The organism is Nonomuraea sp. NPDC054003 (assembly GCF_055585125.1).
The window spans coordinates 753,821-773,666 of record NZ_JBVJKR010000001.1; the positions used below are offsets into that span (position 1 = coordinate 753,821).

Sequence of the window (19,846 nt, forward strand, 5' to 3'; positions counted from 1 at the left end):
GACCTCTCCGCCGCGTCCCGTGGCACACTGGCGGTGGAACTCCACCTGGGGACCATGGGAAAAAGTGGGTTCAAGGTGGGGATGGGAAGTCCGTTTTGGTAGGGTTTTCCGGGGTTGAGTGGACGGATAAAGGCTGGTACTAGCAGTATGTCTGCCATGTCGGAAGTTGTCCCGTTGCCGTCGTTCGGCGAAGTCTTCTTCGATGCCCGAGGCCAGGAGCGGTGCCTCAGGGTCACCTGGCACGAAGGCACCCTGGTGCTCAGCCTGTGGCGGGGAGAGATGTGCACCGCGAGCTTCCGCATGCCGCTCGACGACGTCGGCAGGCTGCTCGACACCCTTGACGAGGGATACGCCGAGGCCACCGGCGAGCACGAGCCCGACGGTCACGCGGCCGACGTGCCCGCCGCCGACCCCGCCGCCGAGGTCATCCCCGGCACGGGCACCTACCACCGGCCCGCCCCGCCGCCCCTCCACGACGAGCGGCCCGCCGCGCCGCTCGGCCCCAACGACGTGCTCGTCGCCCGCGGCAACCCCAACCACCAGGACAAGCTGGTCGCCTCGCGCGCCGAGACCACGCCGCCGCACGCCCAGCCCTTCGCCGGCCCGCAGTACGCCGAGCAGGCGAACGACCCGTTCACCGGCCCCCAGTACGTCGTCGACGCCGGCTACCGCGACCCCTACTCGGGCCCGCAGTACGTGCAGCACGACGCGCAGCCGTTCGCCGGCCCGCAGTACGCCGACGAGCCGGCCTACCAGCTGCCCGGCGGCCAGCCCCCGCACACCGACCCGCTCGGCTTCCCGTCGCAGGCCCGCCCCGCCGAGCCCGCCTACGAGCAGCGCGGCGACTCCTACGGCGGCGGCCAGTACCAGCAGCAGGCCGCACCACCCGCGCAGCCGCGCACCTCGCCCAGCGGCGGCGCCGGCCTGGGCACGCCCATGCACGGCATCCCGGGCGCCGGCCGCCGCCAGGACCCGTTCCGCGCCCAGGAGCCCACGTACGGCCAGGAGCCCGGCTACGGCCAGGACCCCTCCTACGGGCAGGACCCGGGCTACGGCCACGGCCAGGACCCCGGTTACGCCAAGGACCAGGGCTACGCCAAGGACCCGGGTTACGGCCAGGATCCCCATTACCGGCAGGATCCCTCGTACGGCCAGGACCCGGGCTACGGGCACGACTCCTCGTACGGGCAGGACCCCGGCTACGGCCAGAACGCCGCCTACGGGCAGGAGCGCTACGGCGGCGGCGTCCCCAACCCGGTAGACCCGCTGCTGTCGATGGGCCAGCAGGAGCCCGACAGGACTCGCCCGTACCTGGGCGAGCCGCTGTTCTCGACCGGCGAGCGCCTGCGCCCGGACCAGCAGTACGACGACCCGCGCGACCGCCGCGAGTGGTGACCGCCCGGCGTCAGCCCATCTGGCTGTCGGCGTAGCACCAGCGCCAGGTCTCACCCCGCTCGAACGACTGCACCACCGGGTGACCGGTGCCGTGGAAGTGGGCGGTGGCGTGCTTGGCCGGGGACGAGTCGCAGCAGCCGATGTGGCCGCAGTCGAGGCAGCGGCGCAGGTGCACCCACCGGCCGCCCTCGGCCAGACATTCCTCGCATCCCTCGGGCGTGCGCGCCTCGGGATCGTCCGCCTGAATCAGATGTTCGCACATAGCCATGTCTGCGATCCTAAACACAGGTTGGCAGCGATTTCGGCCGCGCCTCTTGCTGCGTGTCGGGTGAACGTGGACCCTGTGCTCATCGGGGAGTGATCTGGACCACAATCCCGGGAGCCGCGGTGCTCGAAATCCGCAATCTCGAGGTCGTCTACGACGACGTCATGCTGGTGCTGCGCGGCGTGAGCCTCGCCGTCCCGCCCGGCTCCATCGTGGCGCTCCTCGGCGCGAACGGCGCGGGCAAGACCACGCTGCTGCGCGCCCTGTCGGGGCTGCTCGACGTGCACGACGGCGAGGTCACCAAGGGGGCGATCACCCTTGAGGGCGAGCCGATCCACCACCTGAGGCCCGCCCAGATCGTCCGGCGCGGCATCAGCCAGGTCATGGAGGGCCGGCGCATCCTGGCCGAGCTGACCGTCGAGGAGAACCTCAGGGTCGGCGGCCACACCGCGGGGCGGTCGCACCTGGACCGGGTCTACGGCCTGTTCCCGGTGCTGCGCGAGCGGCGCGGCAGCGTGGCCGGCTACCTGTCCGGCGGCGAGCAGCAGATGCTGGCCGTCGGCCGCGCCCTCATGGCCGGCCCCCGCTACCTGCTGCTGGACGAGCCCAGCCTGGGCCTGGCCCCGTCGCTGGTCGCCCAGGTGCGCGACCTCGTGGTGGAGATCAACAGGCAGGGCACCACGGTGCTGCTCGTCGAGCAGAACGCCGCCATGGCCCTGTCCATCGCCAGCCACGGCTACGTGATGGAGACCGGGAAGATCGTCATGGACAAGCCGTCCGCCGAGCTGCTCGCCGACGAGGACATCAAGGAGTTCTACCTCGGCGCGGTCCGCTCCTTCCGCGAGGTCAAGCACTACAAGCGCAGGAAGCGGTGGCTGTCGTGAGCATCCTGCGGGTCGAGGACGTGCACCTCGGCTTCGCCGGGGTCAAGGCCATCGACGGCGTCTCGTTCGAGGTCAGGCCGGCCGAGCTGCTGGCCGTCATCGGGCCCAACGGCGCCGGCAAGACCTCGGTGTTCAACGTGCTGTCCGGCGTCTACCGGCCGCAGTCCGGGCGGGTCACCTTCCTCGGCGAGGACCTGCTGGCCCGCCGCCCGCACGAGATCGCCGCCATGGGGCTGGCCAGGACGTTCCAGAACGTCGAGCTCTTCCACAACCTGACCGTGCTGGACAACCTCATGCTCGGCCGCCACCACCACTTCCGCTACGGCGCGCTGTCCGCCCTGTGGTGGCTCGGCCGGGCCCGCCGGGCGGAGCTGGCCGCCCGCGCCCAGATCGAGGACATCATCGACTTCCTGGAGCTGGAGGCGTGGCGCCGCCATCCCGTGCGGCTGCTCCCGTACGGCGTGCAGAAGCGGGTCGAGCTGGGCCGGGCGCTGGCCATGGAGCCGAAGCTGCTGCTGCTCGACGAGCCGGTCGCCGGGATGAACCTGGAGGAGACCGAGGACATGGCCAGGTTCGTCCTCGACATCCGCGACGAGCTCGGCATCCCGATCGTGCTCGTCGACCACGACATGGGGCTCGTGATGGACCTGGCCGACCGGGTGCTGGTGCTGGACTTCGGCCGCCCGGTCGCGCTCGGCTCCCCGGCCGAGGTGCAGCAGGACCCGCGGGTCATCGAGGCCTACCTGGGAGGGACCGCATGACCGCCACCCCCGTCGCCGCCACGCTCACCAGCCTCGTCACCAGGGTCCGCGACCGGGCCGCCGCGACGCCGGACGCGGTCGCCATGCGGCACAAGGACTTCGGCATCTGGAAGGAGGTGACCTGGGCCGATTACTGGTCGCGGGTGGAGCTGGTCGGGCACGCGCTGCTCGCGCTCGGCGTCGAGCCCGGCGACCGGGTCGCCATCCACGCCGAGAACCGTCCCGAATGGCTCTACGGCGATCTCGGCACGGTCGCGGCCCGCGGCGTCACCGTCGGCCTCTACCCGACGAACCCGCCCGCCGAGGTCGCGTACCTGCTGGCCGACTCCGGCGCGAAGATCCTCATCGCGGAGGACCAGGAGCAGGTCGACAAGGCGCTGGCGGTCATCGGCGAGTGCCCCGAGCTGCGGCACGTCGTCTACATCGAGCCGCGCGGCATCCGCGGCCGCTACACCGACCCGCGGCTGATGCCGTGGGAGGAGCTGCTCGCGCTCGGCGCCCGGCACCGCGAGGCGCACCCCGGCGCGCTCGACGGCCGGACGGCCGGCGCGCGCCCCGACGACGTGGCCACCCTCATCTACACCTCGGGCACCACCGGCCCGCCCAAGGGCGTCATGCTCACCGTCGGCAACATCGAGTTCGGCGTCGAGACGCTCGTGCTGGGCGGCGGCTTCGCCGACCCGCCGCCCTCGCCGCGCGACCTGACGCTGTCGTACCTGCCGCTGTGCCACGTCGCCGAGCGGGCCTTCACCGTCTGGTTCAACGCCGGCGCCGGCATCCAGGTGAACTTCGCCGAGTCCATCGACACCGTCCAGGCCAACCTGCGCGAGGTGCAGCCGACGATCCTGTTCGGGGTGCCGCGCATCTGGGAGAAGGTGCTCGCCCAGGTCGACATCCGGCTCGGCTCCGCCTCGCCGGTCAAGCGGGCGACCGGCCGGTTCTGGCTGCGGGTCGCCGACCGCATCGGCGACACGCTGGTGCGGACCGGGGGCACGCACACCGCCGCCACCCGGCTGCTGTACGCGGTCGGGTGGGTGTTCTGCTACCGGGCGCTGCGCGAGCGGCTGGGCATGCGCCGCGTCCGCTACGCCGCCTCCGGCGCCGCCCCGATCGCGCCGGACGTGCTCAAGTTCTACATGGGCATCGGCATCCCGATGCACGAGGTGTACGGGATGAGCGAGAACACCGCCGTCGCCACCGCCAACCGGCCCGGCCGGGTCCGCCTCGGCACCGTCGGCGAGCCGCACCCCGGCGTCGAGCTGAGGATCGACGAGGCCACCGGCGAGATCATGACCAGGCACCGGGGCACGTTCGCCGGATACTGGGGCAAGCCGGGCGCCACCGCCGACGTGCTCGACCCGGACGGCTGGCTGCACACCGGTGACGTCGGCGAATGGGTCGACGGCACCCACGTGCGGATCACCGACCGGATGAAGGACATCATCATCACCGCCGGCGGCAAGAACGTCGCCCCCAGCGAGATCGAGAACGCGCTCAAGGCGTCCCCGTACGTCAAGGAGGCCGTCGTCATCGGCGACCAGCGCCCCCACCTCGTCGCGCTCATCGGCATCGAGCTGGACACGGTGGGGGAGTGGGCCAGGCGGCGGCGCATCCCGTACACCACCTACCGCGACCTGTCCGGGAAGCCCGAGACGCGGGCGCTGGTGCAGGGCGTCGTCGACGAGGTCAACGCCCGGTTCGCGCGGGCCGAGCAGGTCAAGCGCTTCGCGTTCCTGCCCAAGGAGCTCGACCACGAGGACGGCGAGCTGACCGCCACCCAGAAGGTCAAGCGGAGCGCCGTCGCCAAGCTCTTCGAGGACCTGGTCGAAGGGATGTACGCGCGGTGACCGGCACGCTGGAGACGATCATCAGAGGGCTGGGCAACGGGTCGGTGTACGCGCTGCTCGCCCTCGGCTTCGTGATCATCTACAAGGCCACCCGGGTGATCAGCTTCGCCCAGCCCGCGCTCATGCTGGCCGGTGCGGTCGCGGTCAGCTACCTCGCCCCCGTCACCGGGTTCTACCTCGGGGCGCTGCTGGGGGCGCTGCTCATCGCCGCCGTCGCGCTCGGCATCGAGCGGGCGGCGATCCGGCCGATGGTGGGCCGGCCGGTGTTCGTGGTGGCGATCATCACGCTGGGCGTCGACGTGGTGGTGCGGGTGGTGGTCAACGGCCTCATCGGCAGGGACGTGCGCCAGGTGGGCGACCCGTGGGGGTTCGACCTGGTCTCGCTCGGGCCGCTCGTGGTGCAGCAGCGCTGGCTGGCCATGATGGCCGCCGCCGCGGTGCTGGTCACGCTGCTGTTCGCGTTCTTCCGGTACAGCAGGTACGGGCTCGCCATGCGGGCCGCCGCCTACGACCAGGAGACCGCGCTGGCCCAGGGCGTCTCCGTCGGGGCGGTGTTCGCGCTGTCGTGGGCGCTGGCCGGGTTCCTGGCCGCGGTCGCCGGCATGTTCGTCGGCACCGGGCAGGGCATCGAGCAGACCACCTGGATCGTCGCGCTCAAGGCGCTGCCCGCGATCATCGTGGGCGGGCTCGACTCGCTCGGCGGCGCCGTGGCGGGCGGGCTGGTGATCGGGGTGGTCGAGTCGCTGTTCCAGTCCTACCAGGGCGCCTACCTGCCGTGGCTGGGGCAGAACTTCGCGGTCGTCTCCCCGTACGTGGTCATGCTCGTCGTCCTGCTGGTCAGGCCGTACGGGCTGTTCGGCACACGGGAGGTCGAGCGGGTATGACCGGAACGCGAACCGGAGACCCGGCCCTACCGACCGGCCGGTCCCGGAGGGTGCGCGGTCGGCCGCTGCTCTACACCTCCTACGCCCAGGACATGGCGCTGCTCGACTCCCGGGCCAAGCGGGTCTCGGCGGGCGCGCTCGTCCTGCTGGCGCTCGCGCTGTCGGCGGTGCTCGCCGACCCGGCGCTGGAGGTGCTCGCCGTCGCGTACGTGCTCGCCATCGGGGCGATCGGGCTCAACATCGTCACCGGGTACGCGGGCCAGGTCTCGCTCGGGCACGCGTTCTTCGTCGCCATCGGCGCCTACACCGCCGCCGCCCTGTCCGGGCCGCCCGGCGGCGACACCATCGGGTACGGGATCTCGGAGATCTGGATCTGGCTGCCCGCGGCCGGGCTCGTCGCCGCCGCGGCCGGGGTGCTCGTCGCGCCGCTGGCCACCCGGCTGCGCGGGCTCTACCTGGCCATCGTCACGCTCGGGCTGGTCTTCCTCGGCGAGCACGTCTTCAAGGAGTGGCAGGAGCTGACCGGAGGGGTCGGCGTCGGCAGGGAGGCGGCCGTGCCCGCGTTCCTCGGCGTCAGGCTCGACCAGGACGGCGCGCTCGGCACCCGGGAGCAGCAGCTCTACCTGCTCATGCTCGTCCTGCTCGTGGTCTTCGCGGTCGCCGCGCGCAACCTGGCCCGCTCCCGCGTCGGCCGGGCCTTCGCGGCCATCCGCGACCGCGACATCGCCGCCGCCGTCATCGGGGTGCCGCTCACCCGCTACAAGGTCCTCGCGTTCGGCGTCTCGTCCTTCTACGCGGGCTGCGCGGGCGGGCTGCTCTTCACCGTGTCCGGGTACGTCGAGCCGGGCTCGTTCAGCCTGCTGCTGTCGGTGCAGTTCATCGCGATGGTCCTGATCGGCGGCGTGGCCACCGTGTCGGGGGCGATCGCGGGCGCCCTGTTCATCTCGCTGCTGCAGCCGCTGACCCGTACGCTGCCCGCCCTGGTGCCGGTGATCAGCGGCGACACCACGCAGACGCCCAACGTGTTCCAGGTCGAGACCGTGCTCTACGGCCTGCTGATCGTGCTGTTCCTCATCTTCGAACCGCGGGGCCTGTTCGGCCTCTGGATCCGCGTACGGAATTACTGGAAAGCCTGGCCTTTCTCCTACTAGAAAGGGTCATTTCATGAAGAGTCGCTATGTGGTGGCCATCACTGCAGCAGTGGCCCTTCTGTCCGCGTGCGGCGTCTTCCGGGGGGACGACGAGGGCGGACAGAGCGCCCAGACGACAGGAGTCACCAGTGAGCCCTGTCCCTCCGCTGTCGACAGCGCCAAGGGATGCATCTACCTCGGCTCCATCTCCGACCTGACGGCCGGGCCGTTCGCGGCGCTGGCCGTGCCGATCACCGAGGCGCAGAAGGCGTTCTGGGCCCGGGTCAACAAGGCCGGCGGCATCGGCGGCAAGTACGAGGTCGACGTCACCCGCTACGTCCGCGACAACAAGTACAACCCGGAGGTCCACCGGCAGGTCTACAACGAGATCAAGGACCAGGTGCTCGGCCTCGCCCAGACGCTCGGCTCGCCCACCACCGCCGCCATCATCGGCGACCTCAAGGCCAGCAGCGTCGTCTCCGCCCCGGCATCCTGGACCTCCGCCTGGGAGTTCGAGGACGTGGTGATCGAGACCGGCGCCAACTACTGCGTCGAGGCGATGAACTCCGTCGACTACGCCATGGAGGCGTACCAGCCCAAGTCCGTGATGGCCGTCCACCTGGCCGGCGACTACGGCGCGGACGCCGCGGCCGGCGCCAAGATCGCGGCCGAGGCGCACGGGCTGGAGTTCACCGGCGTCGAGACCCCGCCGGGCGCCACCGAGCAGGGCCGCGCCATCACCGAGATCACCCGCGTCAAGCCGGACCTGGTGATCCTCACCACCGGCCCGGCCGACGCCGCCACCATCGTCGGCCAGAGCGCCGCGGCCGGATTCAAGGGCCGCTTCATCGGCACCGGCCCGACCTGGAACCCCGCCCTGCTCCAGTCGCCCGCCGCCGAGGCGCTCAAGGCCCTGTACGAGCAGTCGGCCCCCGGCAAGCCGTGGAACGCCGACACGCCCGGCCACCAGGCCATGCGGGAGGCGCTGCCCGGCGTCACCCCCAACGACGGCTACACCTCCGGCTGGGCGTGGGCGTACCCGATGAAGGCGGCGCTGGAGAAGATGGTCGCCGGCGGCGACGTGAGCCGCGCCGGCCTGCTCGCGGCCGTCAAGTCGCTCAAGACGGTCGACTACGAGGGCATGCTGCCTCCCGAGGCCGGCAACTACGCCGACGACCCCAACACCGCCACCTTCCGCCAGACGCTCATCAACAAACTCGACGAGAAGGCGCCGACCGGCGTCACCGAGGTGCGGGACTTCTTCACCGGCCCCACCGCCGAGTCCTACACCTTCGACGGTCCCTGTTTCGCCAAGCTGTGATCACGCGGGGGACGCGGTCGGTTGGGTAGGGTCGGGACATGTCTCGCCGCTACCGCCGGTTCGCGTCCCTCGCCGTCATCCCCGCGTTCGCGTTCGCCGCGGCCGGCTGCGCCGAGGTCAACACCACGATCGACAGAGCCCAGGCCTGCCTGGAGGCCCCAAAGATCGTCGGTGAGCTGACGTCGCAGCTGACCCAGCTGGCCAACGACCCGCAGGCCATGGAGAAGGCGCTCGACGACACGGCCGCCAAGCTCAACGACCTCGCCGACTCGGCCGCCAACACCACCATCAAGGAAGCGTCCGACAAGCTCGCCGGCACCCTGTCCGGCCTCAACGTGCAAACCGTCAACGACGCCGTCGACGCCGCCCAGAAGGTCGGCAGCGACACGGCCGCCTATGTCAAGCAGGTCGCCGAGGCCTGCTCCGGAGGCTGAACCCCGCTTTCTCTAGGGAGAATGGTCGCGAAATAGCGTGGGGCTCATGGAGCCTGACCCGCGTTTCACCCTGGCCAACGAGCGAACCTTTCTCACCTGGCTGAGCACCGCCCTGGCGCTCAGCGCCGCCGGGGTGGCCATGGCGGCGGTGCCCTCCACGGACTTCGTCCCATGGCTGCGCACCACCCTGGCCGTCATCCTGGTCACGCTGTCGGCGCTGGCCGCCGGCATGGCCTATCCGCGCTGGCGCAACATCCAGCGCGCGCTGCGTGCCCAGGCGCCGCTCCCGCCGCCCGCGCTGGCGTCCGTGTTCGGGTACGGGGTCGCGACCGTGGCGGTGCTGGCCCTGGTGATGATCCTGCTGGCGGCCTGACCGGTGGGCGATCCGCACGAGATCTGGGACCAGGGGCTGCAGAGCGAGCGCACCCGCCTGGCCTGGGTCCGCACCGCCGTCATGCTGGCCACCGGCGGCCTCGGCGCGGCCGGGCTGTCGGCGCGCGCCGGGCTGCCGCTCGCGGCGGCGGCCGCGTTCGCGCTGGCGGCGCTCTGCGGCGCCGTCCTGCTCATCCGCACCGGCACCCGCTTCCTCCGGGTGCAGGAGGCGCTGCACGGCGGCCGGCCGCTGGACCACCGGGCCGACGCGGTCTTCGCCTGGCTCGGCACGCTCGCCCTGGTCGCCGGGGCAGTGGTGTTCGTGCTGTCCATGCGCTGAGGGCGGGTTGCGGGGCCGCGGGAGGAAGGCGGACACTCGAAGAGAGGGAGGTGACCTCATGAGAGAAGAACTGCGGAAGGTCCCCTTCGAATGCCGCGCCTGCTGGCACGTGTGGGAAGAGGAATACACCATCAGGTTCGGCGACCGGGGTGAGGTCTGGCTGCGCGGAAACGTCCCTGTGCCGCCCCCGACGCCGGCCGAGAAGTGCCCGAGGTGCGGCTGCTACCAGGCGGTCCAGTTCCCCGAGGGCTACCTGGCCCACCACCCGGAGCTGATCAGGGCCACGCGGCCCGCCGGCTCCGACGCCACCCCGCTCATCAGCCCGGTGCGGAAACGCCCGCGTTGGCTTGAGACGTAACAGATGGTCATATTTGACTAACAGAGAGTGTTATAAGGGCCATCTTGCCGTGTCAATAGGCAGGGCGGACACTCGGTGCGGATGACGGTCCCTGACCCGGGGGGTGGTCCTGGTGCACGAAGGAACCGGTGGGCGCCGGTTGTGGCCGCTGGAGTGCCTGCGCTGCTGGCACGTCTGGGAGGAGGCCTACACCGTCAGGCTCGGTGACCGGGGCGAGATCTGGCTGATGGGCGGCGTGGTGGTGCAGCCGCCCTGGTCGGGCGCCTGCTGCCCGGCCTGCGGCGGGTTCGCGGTGACGTCGTTCCCCGACGGCTACCTCGCCCGCCACCCCGAGCTGCTGTCCTCGCCCGAGCCCGAGCCGGAGCGGCCGCGGGTGCCCGACCCCGATCCCGTACCGGTGGCGGCGGGCCGGACGCCGCGCCACCACCGGCTGCTGGTCGTGCTCGGGGTGCCGGCGGTGCTGGTGGCCGCGTACGAGGTGTACCGCGTCATGGCGGCCGCCGGGCCGCACTAGTCAGGGCGGCCTGGCGGGCCGCACTAGGAGAGGCTCTCCAGCCAGGCGCGGTGCAGGCCCGCGAAGCGGCCGTCGGCGGCCACCAGCCGGTCCGGCGGCCCGTCCTCGACGATCTCGCCGCGCTCCATGACGAGCACCCGGTCGGCGATCTCCACCGTCGACAGCCGGTGGGCGATGATCAGCGCCGTGCGGTCGGCCAGGATCGTGCGCAGCGCGCGCTGCACCAGCCGCTCGCTCGGCACGTCCAGGCTGGAGGTCGCCTCGTCCAGGATGAGCACCGCCGGGTCGGCCAGGAACGCCCGCGCGAACGCCACCAGCTGCCGCTGGCCGGCCGACATGCGCCCGCCCTGCTTGCCCACGTCCGTGTGGTAGCCGTCGGGCAGCGACGCGATGAAGTCGTGCGCGCCGATCGCCTGCGCCGCCTCGCGCACCTGCCGCTCGGTCGCGCCCGGCCGGCCGAACATGATGTTGTCCAGGACGGTCCCGTTGAACAGGAAGTTCTCCTGCGTCACCATGACCACCGCCCGGCGCAGCGTGGGCTCGTCCAGCTCCCGCAGGTCGGCCCCGTCCAGCAGCACCCGCCCGGCCGTCGGGTCGTAGAAGCGGGAGATCAGCTTGGCCAGCGTGGTCTTGCCCGCCCCCGTCGAGCCGACCAGCGCCACGCTCTGCCCCGCCGGGATCGCCAGGTCCAGGCCGGGCAGGATCGGCATCGACTCCACGTACGCGAACCGTACGTCCTCGAAGCGCACCTCGCCGCGCGCCTGCGGCAGCGGGCGCGGCGCGCGCGGCTCCGGCACCGCCGGCTCCTCCTCCAGTACGCCCGACAGCTTCTCCAGCGCCGCACTGGCCGACTGCAGCGTGTTGTAGAACTGGCTGATCTCCTGCATCGGCTCGTAGAAGCCGCGCAGGTAGAGCAGGAACGCGGTGAGCACGCCCACCGTGACCTCCCCGTGGAAGGCCAGCCAGCCGCCGTAGAACAGCACGGCCGCCACCGTCAGGTTGCCGATCAGCTTGATGCCCGGCATGAACACCGCGATCAGCCTCATGCTGCGCGCGTTGGCCTGGCGGTAGTCGTCGTTCAGCCGCTCGAAGATCTCCTGGTTGCGCGGCTCGCGGCGGAACGCCTGCACCGCCCGCATGCCGGTCATCGACTCGACGAAGTGCACGATGACCAGCGCCACCGTCTCCCTGGTGCGCCGGTAGACGATCGCGGACTGCCGGCGGAACCACCGGGTGAACAGCAGCAGGATCGGCAGCGGCACCAGCGCCACCAGCCCCAGCTCCACGTCCAGCACGAGCAGCAGCACGGCGGTGCCGGCCATCGTCAGCACCGCCGTGACCAGCCCGTCGAAACCGGCCTGCAGCAGCTCGGCGATCGCCTCGATGTCCGAGGTGAGCCGCGAGATGACCCGGCCGGAGGTGTACTTCTCGTGGAAGCTCAGCGACAGCCGCTGGAAGTGGTCGAACACCCGCCTGCGCAGCTCCAGCAGGATCTGGTGACCGATCCGGCCGGACATCTTGAGGAACGCCTGCCGGGTGAGCGCCTGCGCGGCGGCCGCCGCCAGGATCACGCCCACCACCGTCAGCAGCGTGCCCGTGCCCTCGCCGCGCAGCATCGGCGGGATGCCCGCGTCGATGCCCACCTTCACCAGGTAGGGGATGGCCAGCCCGGCCCCGCTGGAGGCGATGATGACCGCGGTGAGCACCATGATGCCCTTGCGGTGCGGGGCCAGCAGGTCGCCCAGCAGCCTGCGCGAACGGGCCCGCAGCAGGCCGCTCACCTTGTCCGGCAGCTCGTCCTGGTCCTCGGAGGCGACCCCGCGCCAGCCGGTCGTGGCGGATGTCAACGCAAGGCTCCTTCCGACGGGTCCAGATCGGCGTCCTGGGCCAGGAGCTGCCGGTATTCGGGCACCTCGGCCAGCAGGTCGTGGTGGCGGCCGACGTGCGTGATCGTGCCGCCCGCGAGCAGCGCCACCTTGTCCGCCAGCAGCACGGTGGAGGCCCGGTGTGCCACCACGATGCCGGTCGCCTCGCGCAGCACCTCCCGCAGCGCCGCCTCCACCAGCGCCTCGGTCTCCACGTCCAGCGCCGAGAGGGTGTCGTCGAGCACCAGGATCCTCGGTCTGCTTAGCACCGCCCTGGCCAGGGCCAGCCGCTGCCGCTGGCCGCCGGACAACGACATGCCCTGCTCGCCGATCCGGGTGTCCAGACCCCACGGCAGGTCGTACACGAACATCGCCTGCGCGGTGCGGATCGCGTCGTCGACCTCCTCCTCGGTCGCGTCCAGGCGGCCCATCGTCAGGTTCTCGCGCACGCTCATGGAGAACAGCGTCGGCTCCTCGAACGCGGTCGCCACGATGGAGCGCAACTCGGGTAGCTCCAGGTCGCGCACGTCGTGACCGTCGATCGTGACCCGGCCCCCGGTGACGTCGAGGAGCCGCGGGACCAGCGCGGTCAGCGTGGTCTTGCCCGAGCCGGTGGCGCCCACCACCGCGACCGTCTCACCCGGCCGCACCTCCAGCCACAGGTCGTGCAGGACCGGCCGGTCGGCGCCGGGGAAGCGGAACTCCACCCCCTCGAACCGCAGGTGACCGCGGGGCCGCTCGATCCGCTCCCGGCCGCCGGTGATCTCCGGGACCGTGTCCAGGACCTCCAGGACCCGGTCGGCGGCGGTCATCGCCTCCTGCGCCATGGCCAGGATGTAGCCGAGGCTGGCGATCGGCCACACCAGCTGCAGCACCAGCGTGGTGAACGCGAACAACGCGCCCAGCGTCAGCGAGCCCTGCCCCACGGCCAGCGCGCCGAGCAGCAGCACCATCGCCAGCGTCACGTTCGGGATCACCTCCAGGAAGGTGAAGAACCGCGCCGACAGCCGCACCTTCTCCATCGACGTCCCGTACAGCCTGCGCGCCGCCTCGTCGTAGCGCTCGAAGACGTGGTGACGGCGGCCGAACGCCTTGATCGTACGGATGCCGATGGCCGACTCCTCGACCAGCGTCGCCAGGTCGCCCTGCTCGTCCTGAACCTGCCGGGAGATGCGGATGTAGCGCTTCTCGAACCGCATCGACAGCAGGACGATCGGCACCGCAGAGACGGCCACCAGCACGCCCAGCGGCCAGTACATGTTGAGCAGCAGCACGGTCACCGTGATCAGCTGCAGGATGTTCATGACCAGGAAGAGCATGCCGAAGCCGAGGAACCTGCGGATCGTCGACAGGTCCGTGGTGGCCCGCGACAGCAGCTGGCCCGACTGCCACTCGCCGTGGAACCTCATCGGCAGCCGCTGCAGCTGTGCGTACAGGTCGTCGCGGATGCGCGTCTCCAGCCCCAGCACCGGGCCGATCTGCGCCCACCGGCGCAGGAAGATGAGAAGCGCTTCGAGGACGCCGAGACCGAGCGCCAGCGACCCGAGCAGCAGCAGCGCCCGGCTGTCGCCGTCGCGCACCGGCCCGTCGACGACCCGCTCGCCGACCAGGGGCAACGCGATGCTGGCACTGATGCCGACGATCGCGGCCAGCCAGATGAAGATGAGCTTTCCGACATACGGGCGGAGATAGCGCCGTAACCGCCATAGAGAGATGTTTTCGAGCAGGGGACGACGAGGAGCGCGCGTATCAGGAGGCATCCTTCTAAGGCTAGTACCGCCCCTCAACCCATTTTCGGACGTGGCATGGTGGATCTCATGAACGAGACAGACCTTCGTCACCTGCGCAGATGCGTCGAACTCGCCGCCGAGGCCCTCGCCTCCGGCGACGAGCCCTTCGGATCCGTGCTGGTGAGCGCGGACGGCACGGTCCTGGGCGAGGACCACAACCACGTGGTCGCGACCGGCGACCACACCCGCCACCCGGAGTTCGAACTCGCCCGCTGGGCCGCCGCCAACCTGAGCCCGGAGGAGCGGGCGGCGGCCACCATGTACACCTCGGGGGAGCACTGCCCGATGTGCGCGGCCGCCCACGGGTGGGTGGGGCTGGGCCGGATCGTGTACGCGGCGTCGTCGGAGCAGCTGTCGGGGTGGCTGGGGGAGCTGGGGGTGGCTCCGCCGCCGGTGCGGACGCTGGCGATCCGGGAGGTGGTGCCGGAAGCGGTGGTGGAGGGGCCGGCGCCCGAGCTCGCGGAAGAGGTCAGGGAGCTGCACCGCCGCTTTCACGAACGCCGTTAATACATTAATGGTGATTAAGTCCTGACATTTATGACCCGCCGACCAGCTCCTCCCAATAGCTCGATTTCTCGGTTAATATCTTGAATCACTCCGATATTTCCGGCGGGTGCGGGGTGTTCCAGGGTGACCTACCAGGTGGAAGACCCGAGGAGGGAGTGGCCCGGCACCCTCGACGTCGCCGAAATGCTGAGAAACGGGTGGCGTGCCCACCCCTTCCGGCAATTCCTGCTCAAGGCGCACAGCCGTTGCAACCTCGCCTGCGACTACTGCTACGTCTACACGCTCGCCGACCAGAGCTGGCGGTCCCGGCCGATGATCATGGCGCCGGAACTGGTGAGCGCCGTCGCCGGCCGGATCGCCGAGCACGCGGCGGCCCACCGGCTCGACTCCGTCCGGCTGATCCTGCACGGCGGCGAACCTCTGCTCGCGGGCGCCGACTACCTCGTACGGGCCGTCCGCCTCGTCCGTGACAGGGCCGGCCCGGACGTGCGCGTCGAGGCGGTCGTCCAGACCAACGGCGTGCTCCTGGACAAGGACGTGCTGCGCGCCTTCGCCGACGAGGGCGTGGACGTGGGGGTGAGCCTGGACGGCACGCCGCGCGGCAACGACAGGAACCGCCGCTACGCGGACGGGCGCAGCAGCTATCCGGCCGTCGCCGAAGCGCTCTCCCTCCTCATGGAGCCGGAGTTCCGGCACGTCTACAACGGCCTCCTGTGCACGGTGGATCTGGCGAACGACCCCGTCGAGACGTACGAGGCGCTGCTGCACTTCCAGCCGCCGGTGATCGACTTCCTCCTCCCGCACGGCACCTGGGACGCGCCGCCCCCGGGCCGAGTGCCGGATCCGGCCGCGACGCCGTACGCGGACTGGCTCGTGGCCGTCTTCGACCGCTGGTACGGCGCCAGCGGGGAGACCGTCGTCCGGCTCTTCCAGGAGATCATCCACCTGCTCCTCGGCCGCGCCTCCGCCAGTGAAGCGGTCGGGCTCACGCCGTCCACCCTGGTCGTGATCGAAACCGACGGGACGATGGAGCAGACGGACTCGCTGAAAGCGGTGCGGCACGGCGCGCCGGCGACCGGGCTGAACGTCGTCGACCATCCGTTCGACGACGCGCTCCTGCACCCCGGCGTGGTGGCCAGGCAACTGGCCTTCGAAGGGCTGAGCGACACGTGCAAGGCGTGCCCGTACAGCAGGGTCTGCGGGGCCGGCCTCTACACCCACCGCTACCGCCGCGGCACCGGCTTCCTGAACCCGTCCGTCTACTGCCCCGACCTCTACCGGCTGATCGGTCACATCCGCGACCGGCTCCTGGCCGATCTCCGCAGAGCCCGACTCCCGAAGGGACGCCCATGAGACCGCGGCCCCACCGGTTGCCCGATGAGATCCTCGCCCGGCTGGCGGCCGGTGGCGGCGGCGCGGAGGCCGCGCGCCATCTGGTGGCCGCCGAGCGCAGCAAGCATCGGCTCCTCGTGCTGGGCGTCGTCCGGCTCGCGGGCTCCCACCCGGCCGTGGGCCATGCCTACGACCTGCTCGCCTGGATCGAGAAGAAGGCGCCGGAGGCCGTGGAGACCGTGCTGGGCCATCCGGCGGTGGGCGCCTGGGCGGCGCACGTCATCCGGTCGCGGGGGACCGCCACCCAACTCGGCGCGCTGGCCGCGGCGGCGGCGATCCTGGCCCGGCTTCCGGCCCGGGTCGAGGCGCCCGCTCCGGACGGCCGGATCATGCTGCCCTCGCTCGGCCAGATCGTGACCGCCGACCCGGCCGACCTGGTGGACCTCCGCGTCCACCCCGACGGGACCCTGGAGGCGGGCGGACGCCGCGTACGCGCGGCGGAGCGGACGGCCGGACGGCGGGCGGAAGAGCGGGAGGAACCGGGCTGGCTTCCGCTGCGACGCATCACGGCGGACGGCTTCAGCCTGTGCGTGGACGACCTGGACCCGTTCCGCTGGTCTCCCGACGAGGCGCCGGACGGGCGGCTGCCCCCGGCCGAGCTGGACGTCTGGCGCGAGCACCTCCGGATTTCCTGGCAGGTCATGAAGGCCCGGCACTGGACGCTCGCCGGCGAGACCGCCTCGATCGTCTCCGTGCTCACGCCCATCACCGGCCCGGCCTACCGCATGAACAGCGCCACGGCCAGGGACAGGTTCGGCGCCATCGGGATCTCCACGCCGCGGGACTGGCGCTGGATGGCGTCCACGTTCGCGCACGAGGTCCAGCACGCCAAGCTCGGCGCGGTGCTGGACACGGTCGAACTGCTGGAGCCCGACGACGGCAGGTACTACGCGCCCTGGCGGCCCGACCCCCGCCCGCTGGCGGGGCTGCTGCAGGGCACGTACGCGCATCTCGGGGTCGCGGGCTTCTGGCGGCGTCAGCGTGCGGACGAGACCGGCCCGCAGCCGCACGTCGAGTTCGCGCACTGGCGGCAGGCCGCGTTCGAGGCGACGGGGACGCTCCTGGACAGCGGGCGGCTCACCTCGCCCGGCGAGCGGTTCGTGACGGCGATGCGGGGCACGCTGGCGGACTGGATGGCGGAGAGCGTCCCTCCCGCCGCGCTGGACGCCGCCGGGAGGGAGGCGGCCGCGCACCGGGAGGCGTGGCTCGCCCGTAACGGATGATCGGTCGTCAGAGGCTGATGGGGTCGAAGTCCCAGTTGAAGCGCTTCTTGCTCTCGGCGTGGATTCTCTCGGGGTGGCCCAGGTCGTACCTCGCGTAGCGTCGCATCGTGTCCGTATACAGGGTCTCCGCCTGTTCCGGTTTCCCCTCGGCCTGAAGGTCGAGCGCGAGGTTGACGGCGGCGGCCAGCGTGAGCAAGTTGTCGGGGCCGTAGAACGCGCGCATCTGGGCCAAGAGGTCCTCGCCCAGCTCGCGTGCGCCGGCGACGTCGTCCAGGGCGGCCAGATCACTGGCGAGGTTGAGGGTGGCGCCGAACACGTAGCCGTGATTGGGCCCCAGCCTGTCGAGCAAGCTCTCGTACGCCTGCCGGTCCATCTCCTTCGCCTGGATGACATCCCCGCGGAGCTGGTAGAGCAGCGCGAGATTCATCAGGCAGCCGTTGGTGAAGGGGTGCTGGTCGCCGTAGATCCTGCGATAGCGGGGGAGGGCCTGCCGGGCGAGCGCCATCGCCTCTTCGGAGCGTCCGGCCTGATGCAAGGCCCTGCTGAACGCGACCTGTGTGGCCATGGTTTCCGGGCTGTCCGGGCCGAAGAGCTTATCCATCCTGGTGAAGGTCTCCTCGACGAGCTCCAGAGCGCCTTCGACATCACCCATCCGGCGGCGGGCGATGGACAGGTCACGGGCGGTCATGAGAGTGAGTGGATGCTCGATGCCCAACTGGCTGATCCCATGGGCGTACGCTTCTTCTCCGACGTCGCAGGCCTGCGCATGGTCGCCGAGCAACCTGACCGTGCGCGCCAGTCCGTTCCAGGAACTCTGCAGTTCCCATATGCGGATCCCGTCCCTGGCGCTGCTCTGCTCGATGAAGACCAGTTGCGCGAGATCCAGGGCGGTGTCGAACCGGCTCAGCAGGACGTTGTCGAGTGCCAGGTTGTTCAGCACCCGCAAGGTGGCGGGGGCGACAGCGCCGAAGACCCGGGTGTGCAGGTCCAGCGATTCGGTGTCCTGTTCGAACGCCTCCCTGAACATCCCCTTGGCCCGGAGGTCCGCGGCCACGGTGAGCCGGATGCGCAGCGTCTCCTCGTTCTCCTCGCCGAAAACCTCGCGCATGCAGGGGAACGTTTCCTCGTTCAGCGCTCGCGACTCGGAGAACGCTCCCATCTGCCACAGGACATTGCCCAGATGCCGGCAGAGCCGCAGGACGTTCTCGTCCTTCTTCCCGTGGGCGGCCGTCCAGTGCGCGCGGAACTCCTCGGCGAAGTTCTTCGCCGAGGAGTAGTTCGCCACCCGGTGCAGGTAACGAATGACGTCGATAGCGAATCGCTGCACCTGGCGATCGGCGCATCGAGCAACGCCCGCCGGGCGTACATGAGGAACCAGATCGGCGAAGTCGGGCCAGTTGACGGTGTCCTCGGGGTCGGCAGGGGCGCCCCCCGCGAGCAGCAGATGAACCTCGTGCCGAATCTCCTCACGTTCCGGCTCCACCAGCGAGTCCCGCAGGAGGGCCTGGACGAGGCGGTGCACCTGAACGGTCCCCGCTTCTTGCTCGATCTTCACCAGGGCGAACCGGTTGAGCTCGCCGAACGCTTTCGCGGCCAGGACGGGATTCGCCAGTATGGGCGCCATGCGCTTGACGCCGCTCTTGCTTCCCCGGCGGAAGACGGCGCGCGGGATCGGATCCGGCCCGAAGAAGGCCAGGCAGCGCAGCACCATGGCTGCTTCGGGCAGCCGGTTCTCGATCTCGTTGACTGAGAGCTGCCAGGCGGCCGTCATCGACAGCGGGTATTCGGTCGACTTGCCGAGGTTCAGTAGTTCCCTCGTCTGCAGGGCGAGCTGCTCGATGTACTCCTCGGTGGACAACCCGGTCATTATTTGAAGGGCCGCGGCCTGCTCCAGGGCCAGAGGAAGGTCACCGAGCTCACTCGCCAGGTGCTCCGCCTCCTTCTGCGGAACGTCCTTCTGCAGCCGCTTGCGGAGGAACTCCACGCTCTCCTCGGTGGAGAAGACGTCCACGGGGACGGTTTCTGCCACACCGCTCCACCGGCTGTTCCGCGACGTGATCAGCACATGCCCGGGCCCGCCTTCGGGGATGAAGTCGCGGATCTCCTCCGGCTCGTCCGCGTTGTCGAATATGAGCAGCCACCGGTCGATCGGGTCGCCGCGCTGCAGCGCGTCACGGACGGACGCGGCGGCCTCTTCGATGCCGACGCTGTTGGCCGGGCGCAATCGGAGGTGGTCGGCGAGGGCCGCGATCGTGCTGGGGACGAGCATCGGCTGGTCCGCCGGCACCCACCAGACCAGGTCGTAGAAACTGCGGTAACGCCACACGTATTCGATCGCCAGTTGTGTCTTCCCGACGCCGCCCAGTCCTTGCAACGCCTGAGGCACGACTGCCGCCTTGGCGGTGGAGATGATGCTCGTGCGTAACTGGTCGAGGAGATTCTCCCGGCCGGTGAAGTGTTTGTTCCGGCCCGGAATCTTCTTCCCCCAGATCGCCGGTACCTGGTGTGACGCCTCTGGAGCCGTCTTCTGATCCATGAACCGACACCTCCTGTCAGCCCGATTT

General features: G+C 70.7%; 19 protein-coding genes. 15 read left to right on the forward strand and 4 right to left on the reverse strand.

All coding sequences use genetic code 11. The features are described 5' to 3' along the window. Positions 1–156: 156 nt before the first annotated feature. Positions 157–1,395: a hypothetical protein gene (locus ACZ6YG_RS03170; protein ID WP_466017078.1), complete on the forward strand. Its 1,239-nt coding sequence runs from the start codon at positions 157–159 to the stop codon at positions 1,393–1,395. A 10-nt stretch (positions 1,396–1,405) separates the two neighbouring features. Here the strand turns inward: ACZ6YG_RS03170 and ACZ6YG_RS03175 are convergent, their stop codons facing one another. Next, positions 1,406–1,663 carry a UBP-type zinc finger domain-containing protein gene (locus ACZ6YG_RS03175; RefSeq protein ID WP_148030487.1) on the reverse strand — a complete coding sequence of 86 codons (258 nt, stop codon included), beginning with the start codon at positions 1,661–1,663 and terminating at the stop codon, positions 1,406–1,408. Positions 1,664–1,752: 89 nt separating this feature from the next. Here ACZ6YG_RS03175 and ACZ6YG_RS03180 point away from each other — a divergent pair, with 89 nt between their 5' ends. The 11 genes from ACZ6YG_RS03180 (at position 1,753) to ACZ6YG_RS03230 (ending at position 10,505) form a co-directional block, all read left to right on the forward strand. Further along, complete coding sequence (locus tag ACZ6YG_RS03180) at positions 1,753–2,544, forward strand: ABC transporter ATP-binding protein (protein ID WP_261808422.1); 792 nt, start codon at positions 1,753–1,755, stop codon at positions 2,542–2,544. Continuing rightward, the gene (locus tag ACZ6YG_RS03185; protein ID WP_148030488.1) at positions 2,541–3,305 is read left to right on the forward strand and encodes an ABC transporter ATP-binding protein; all 765 of its coding nucleotides are present in this window, start codon (positions 2,541–2,543) and stop codon (positions 3,303–3,305) included. Before ACZ6YG_RS03180 ends, ACZ6YG_RS03185 begins: the two co-directional genes overlap by 4 nt. Further along, a complete protein-coding gene (locus tag ACZ6YG_RS03190; RefSeq protein WP_466017079.1) occupies positions 3,302–5,152 on the forward strand; it encodes an AMP-dependent synthetase/ligase in 1,851 nt (616 codons plus the stop codon). Before ACZ6YG_RS03185 ends, ACZ6YG_RS03190 begins: the two co-directional genes overlap by 4 nt. Further along, positions 5,149–6,036, forward strand: a complete 888-nt coding sequence (locus ACZ6YG_RS03195) for a branched-chain amino acid ABC transporter permease (RefSeq protein WP_148030490.1) — start codon at positions 5,149–5,151, stop codon at positions 6,034–6,036. The genes ACZ6YG_RS03190 and ACZ6YG_RS03195 overlap by 4 nt, the downstream gene beginning before the upstream one ends. A gap of 50 nt (positions 6,037–6,086) precedes the next feature. After that, positions 6,087–7,187 (forward strand): branched-chain amino acid ABC transporter permease, encoded by a 1,101-nt coding sequence (locus tag ACZ6YG_RS03200; RefSeq protein ID WP_466017080.1) that lies wholly within the window; start codon positions 6,087–6,089, stop codon positions 7,185–7,187. Between the two features lie 13 nt (positions 7,188–7,200). Then, the gene (locus ACZ6YG_RS03205) at positions 7,201–8,487 is read left to right on the forward strand and encodes an ABC transporter substrate-binding protein (protein ID WP_148030492.1); all 1,287 of its coding nucleotides are present in this window, start codon (positions 7,201–7,203) and stop codon (positions 8,485–8,487) included. Between the two features lie 38 nt (positions 8,488–8,525). After that, entirely contained in the window at positions 8,526–8,921 is a 396-nt protein-coding gene (locus tag ACZ6YG_RS03210; protein WP_148030493.1) for a hypothetical protein, read from the forward strand. A gap of 46 nt (positions 8,922–8,967) precedes the next feature. Further along, complete coding sequence (locus ACZ6YG_RS03215; RefSeq protein WP_148030494.1) at positions 8,968–9,294, forward strand: YidH family protein; 327 nt, start codon at positions 8,968–8,970, stop codon at positions 9,292–9,294. A gap of 3 nt (positions 9,295–9,297) precedes the next feature. Next, positions 9,298–9,633: a DUF202 domain-containing protein gene (locus ACZ6YG_RS03220; RefSeq protein ID WP_148030495.1), complete on the forward strand. Its 336-nt coding sequence runs from the start codon at positions 9,298–9,300 to the stop codon at positions 9,631–9,633. 58 nt (positions 9,634–9,691) lie between these two features. Further along, positions 9,692–9,991 carry a hypothetical protein gene (locus tag ACZ6YG_RS03225; protein ID WP_466017081.1) on the forward strand — a complete coding sequence of 100 codons (300 nt, stop codon included), beginning with the start codon at positions 9,692–9,694 and terminating at the stop codon, positions 9,989–9,991. A gap of 112 nt (positions 9,992–10,103) precedes the next feature. Continuing rightward, positions 10,104–10,505: a hypothetical protein gene (locus tag ACZ6YG_RS03230; protein WP_466017082.1), complete on the forward strand. Its 402-nt coding sequence runs from the start codon at positions 10,104–10,106 to the stop codon at positions 10,503–10,505. A gap of 23 nt (positions 10,506–10,528) precedes the next feature. Here ACZ6YG_RS03230 and ACZ6YG_RS03235 read toward each other — a convergent pair whose 3' ends face one another. Next, on the reverse strand, positions 10,529–12,352 hold the full coding sequence (locus ACZ6YG_RS03235) for an ABC transporter ATP-binding protein (protein WP_187281057.1): 1,824 nt from the start codon (positions 12,350–12,352) through the stop codon (positions 10,529–10,531). Beyond that, on the reverse strand, positions 12,349–14,130 hold the full coding sequence (locus tag ACZ6YG_RS03240; RefSeq protein ID WP_397197520.1) for an ABC transporter ATP-binding protein: 1,782 nt from the start codon (positions 14,128–14,130) through the stop codon (positions 12,349–12,351). The genes ACZ6YG_RS03235 and ACZ6YG_RS03240 overlap by 4 nt, the downstream gene beginning before the upstream one ends. Before the next feature lie 57 nt (positions 14,131–14,187). On the opposite strand from ACZ6YG_RS03240, the gene ACZ6YG_RS03245 reads away from it, so the two are divergent. From ACZ6YG_RS03245 to ACZ6YG_RS03255, 3 genes are all read left to right on the forward strand, one after another. Further along, the gene (locus ACZ6YG_RS03245) at positions 14,188–14,667 is read left to right on the forward strand and encodes a nucleoside deaminase (RefSeq protein ID WP_187281058.1); all 480 of its coding nucleotides are present in this window, start codon (positions 14,188–14,190) and stop codon (positions 14,665–14,667) included. A 123-nt stretch (positions 14,668–14,790) separates the two neighbouring features. Further along, on the forward strand, positions 14,791–16,020 hold the full coding sequence (locus ACZ6YG_RS03250) for an FxsB family cyclophane-forming radical SAM/SPASM peptide maturase (RefSeq protein ID WP_271274897.1): 1,230 nt from the start codon (positions 14,791–14,793) through the stop codon (positions 16,018–16,020). Then, entirely contained in the window at positions 16,017–17,282 is a 1,266-nt protein-coding gene (locus tag ACZ6YG_RS03255; RefSeq protein ID WP_466017083.1) for an HEXXH motif domain-containing protein, read from the forward strand. The genes ACZ6YG_RS03250 and ACZ6YG_RS03255 overlap by 4 nt, the downstream gene beginning before the upstream one ends. Positions 17,283–17,289: 7 nt before the next feature. Here ACZ6YG_RS03255 and fxsT read toward each other — a convergent pair whose 3' ends face one another. Next, positions 17,290–19,818: an FxSxx-COOH system tetratricopeptide repeat protein gene (fxsT, locus tag ACZ6YG_RS03260; RefSeq protein WP_466017084.1), complete on the reverse strand. Its 2,529-nt coding sequence runs from the start codon at positions 19,816–19,818 to the stop codon at positions 17,290–17,292. Between the last annotated feature and the right edge of the window lie 28 nt (positions 19,819–19,846).

What these genes read in the sequence shown, in the direction of transcription:
- ACZ6YG_RS03240 (WP_397197520.1), bottom strand. Translation starts at nt 14,130, where the DNA reads ATGCCTCCTGATACGCGCGCTCCTCGTCGTCCCCTGCTCGAAAACATC.
- ACZ6YG_RS03175 (WP_148030487.1), bottom strand. Translation starts at nt 1,663, where the DNA reads ATGGCTATGTGCGAACATCTGATTCAGGCGGACGATCCCGAGGCGCGC.
- ACZ6YG_RS03245 (WP_187281058.1), top strand. Translation starts at nt 14,188, where the DNA reads ATGAACGAGACAGACCTTCGTCACCTGCGCAGATGCGTCGAACTCGCC.
- ACZ6YG_RS03225 (WP_466017081.1), top strand. Translation starts at nt 9,692, where the DNA reads ATGAGAGAAGAACTGCGGAAGGTCCCCTTCGAATGCCGCGCCTGCTGG.
- ACZ6YG_RS03255 (WP_466017083.1), top strand. Translation starts at nt 16,017, where the DNA reads ATGAGACCGCGGCCCCACCGGTTGCCCGATGAGATCCTCGCCCGGCTG.
- ACZ6YG_RS03205 (WP_148030492.1), top strand. Translation starts at nt 7,201, where the DNA reads ATGAAGAGTCGCTATGTGGTGGCCATCACTGCAGCAGTGGCCCTTCTG.
- ACZ6YG_RS03215 (WP_148030494.1), top strand. Translation starts at nt 8,968, where the DNA reads ATGGAGCCTGACCCGCGTTTCACCCTGGCCAACGAGCGAACCTTTCTC.
- ACZ6YG_RS03190 (WP_466017079.1), top strand. Translation starts at nt 3,302, where the DNA reads ATGACCGCCACCCCCGTCGCCGCCACGCTCACCAGCCTCGTCACCAGG.
- ACZ6YG_RS03170 (WP_466017078.1), top strand. Translation starts at nt 157, where the DNA reads ATGTCGGAAGTTGTCCCGTTGCCGTCGTTCGGCGAAGTCTTCTTCGAT.
- ACZ6YG_RS03210 (WP_148030493.1), top strand. Translation starts at nt 8,526, where the DNA reads ATGTCTCGCCGCTACCGCCGGTTCGCGTCCCTCGCCGTCATCCCCGCG.
- fxsT (WP_466017084.1), bottom strand. Translation starts at nt 19,818, where the DNA reads ATGGATCAGAAGACGGCTCCAGAGGCGTCACACCAGGTACCGGCGATC.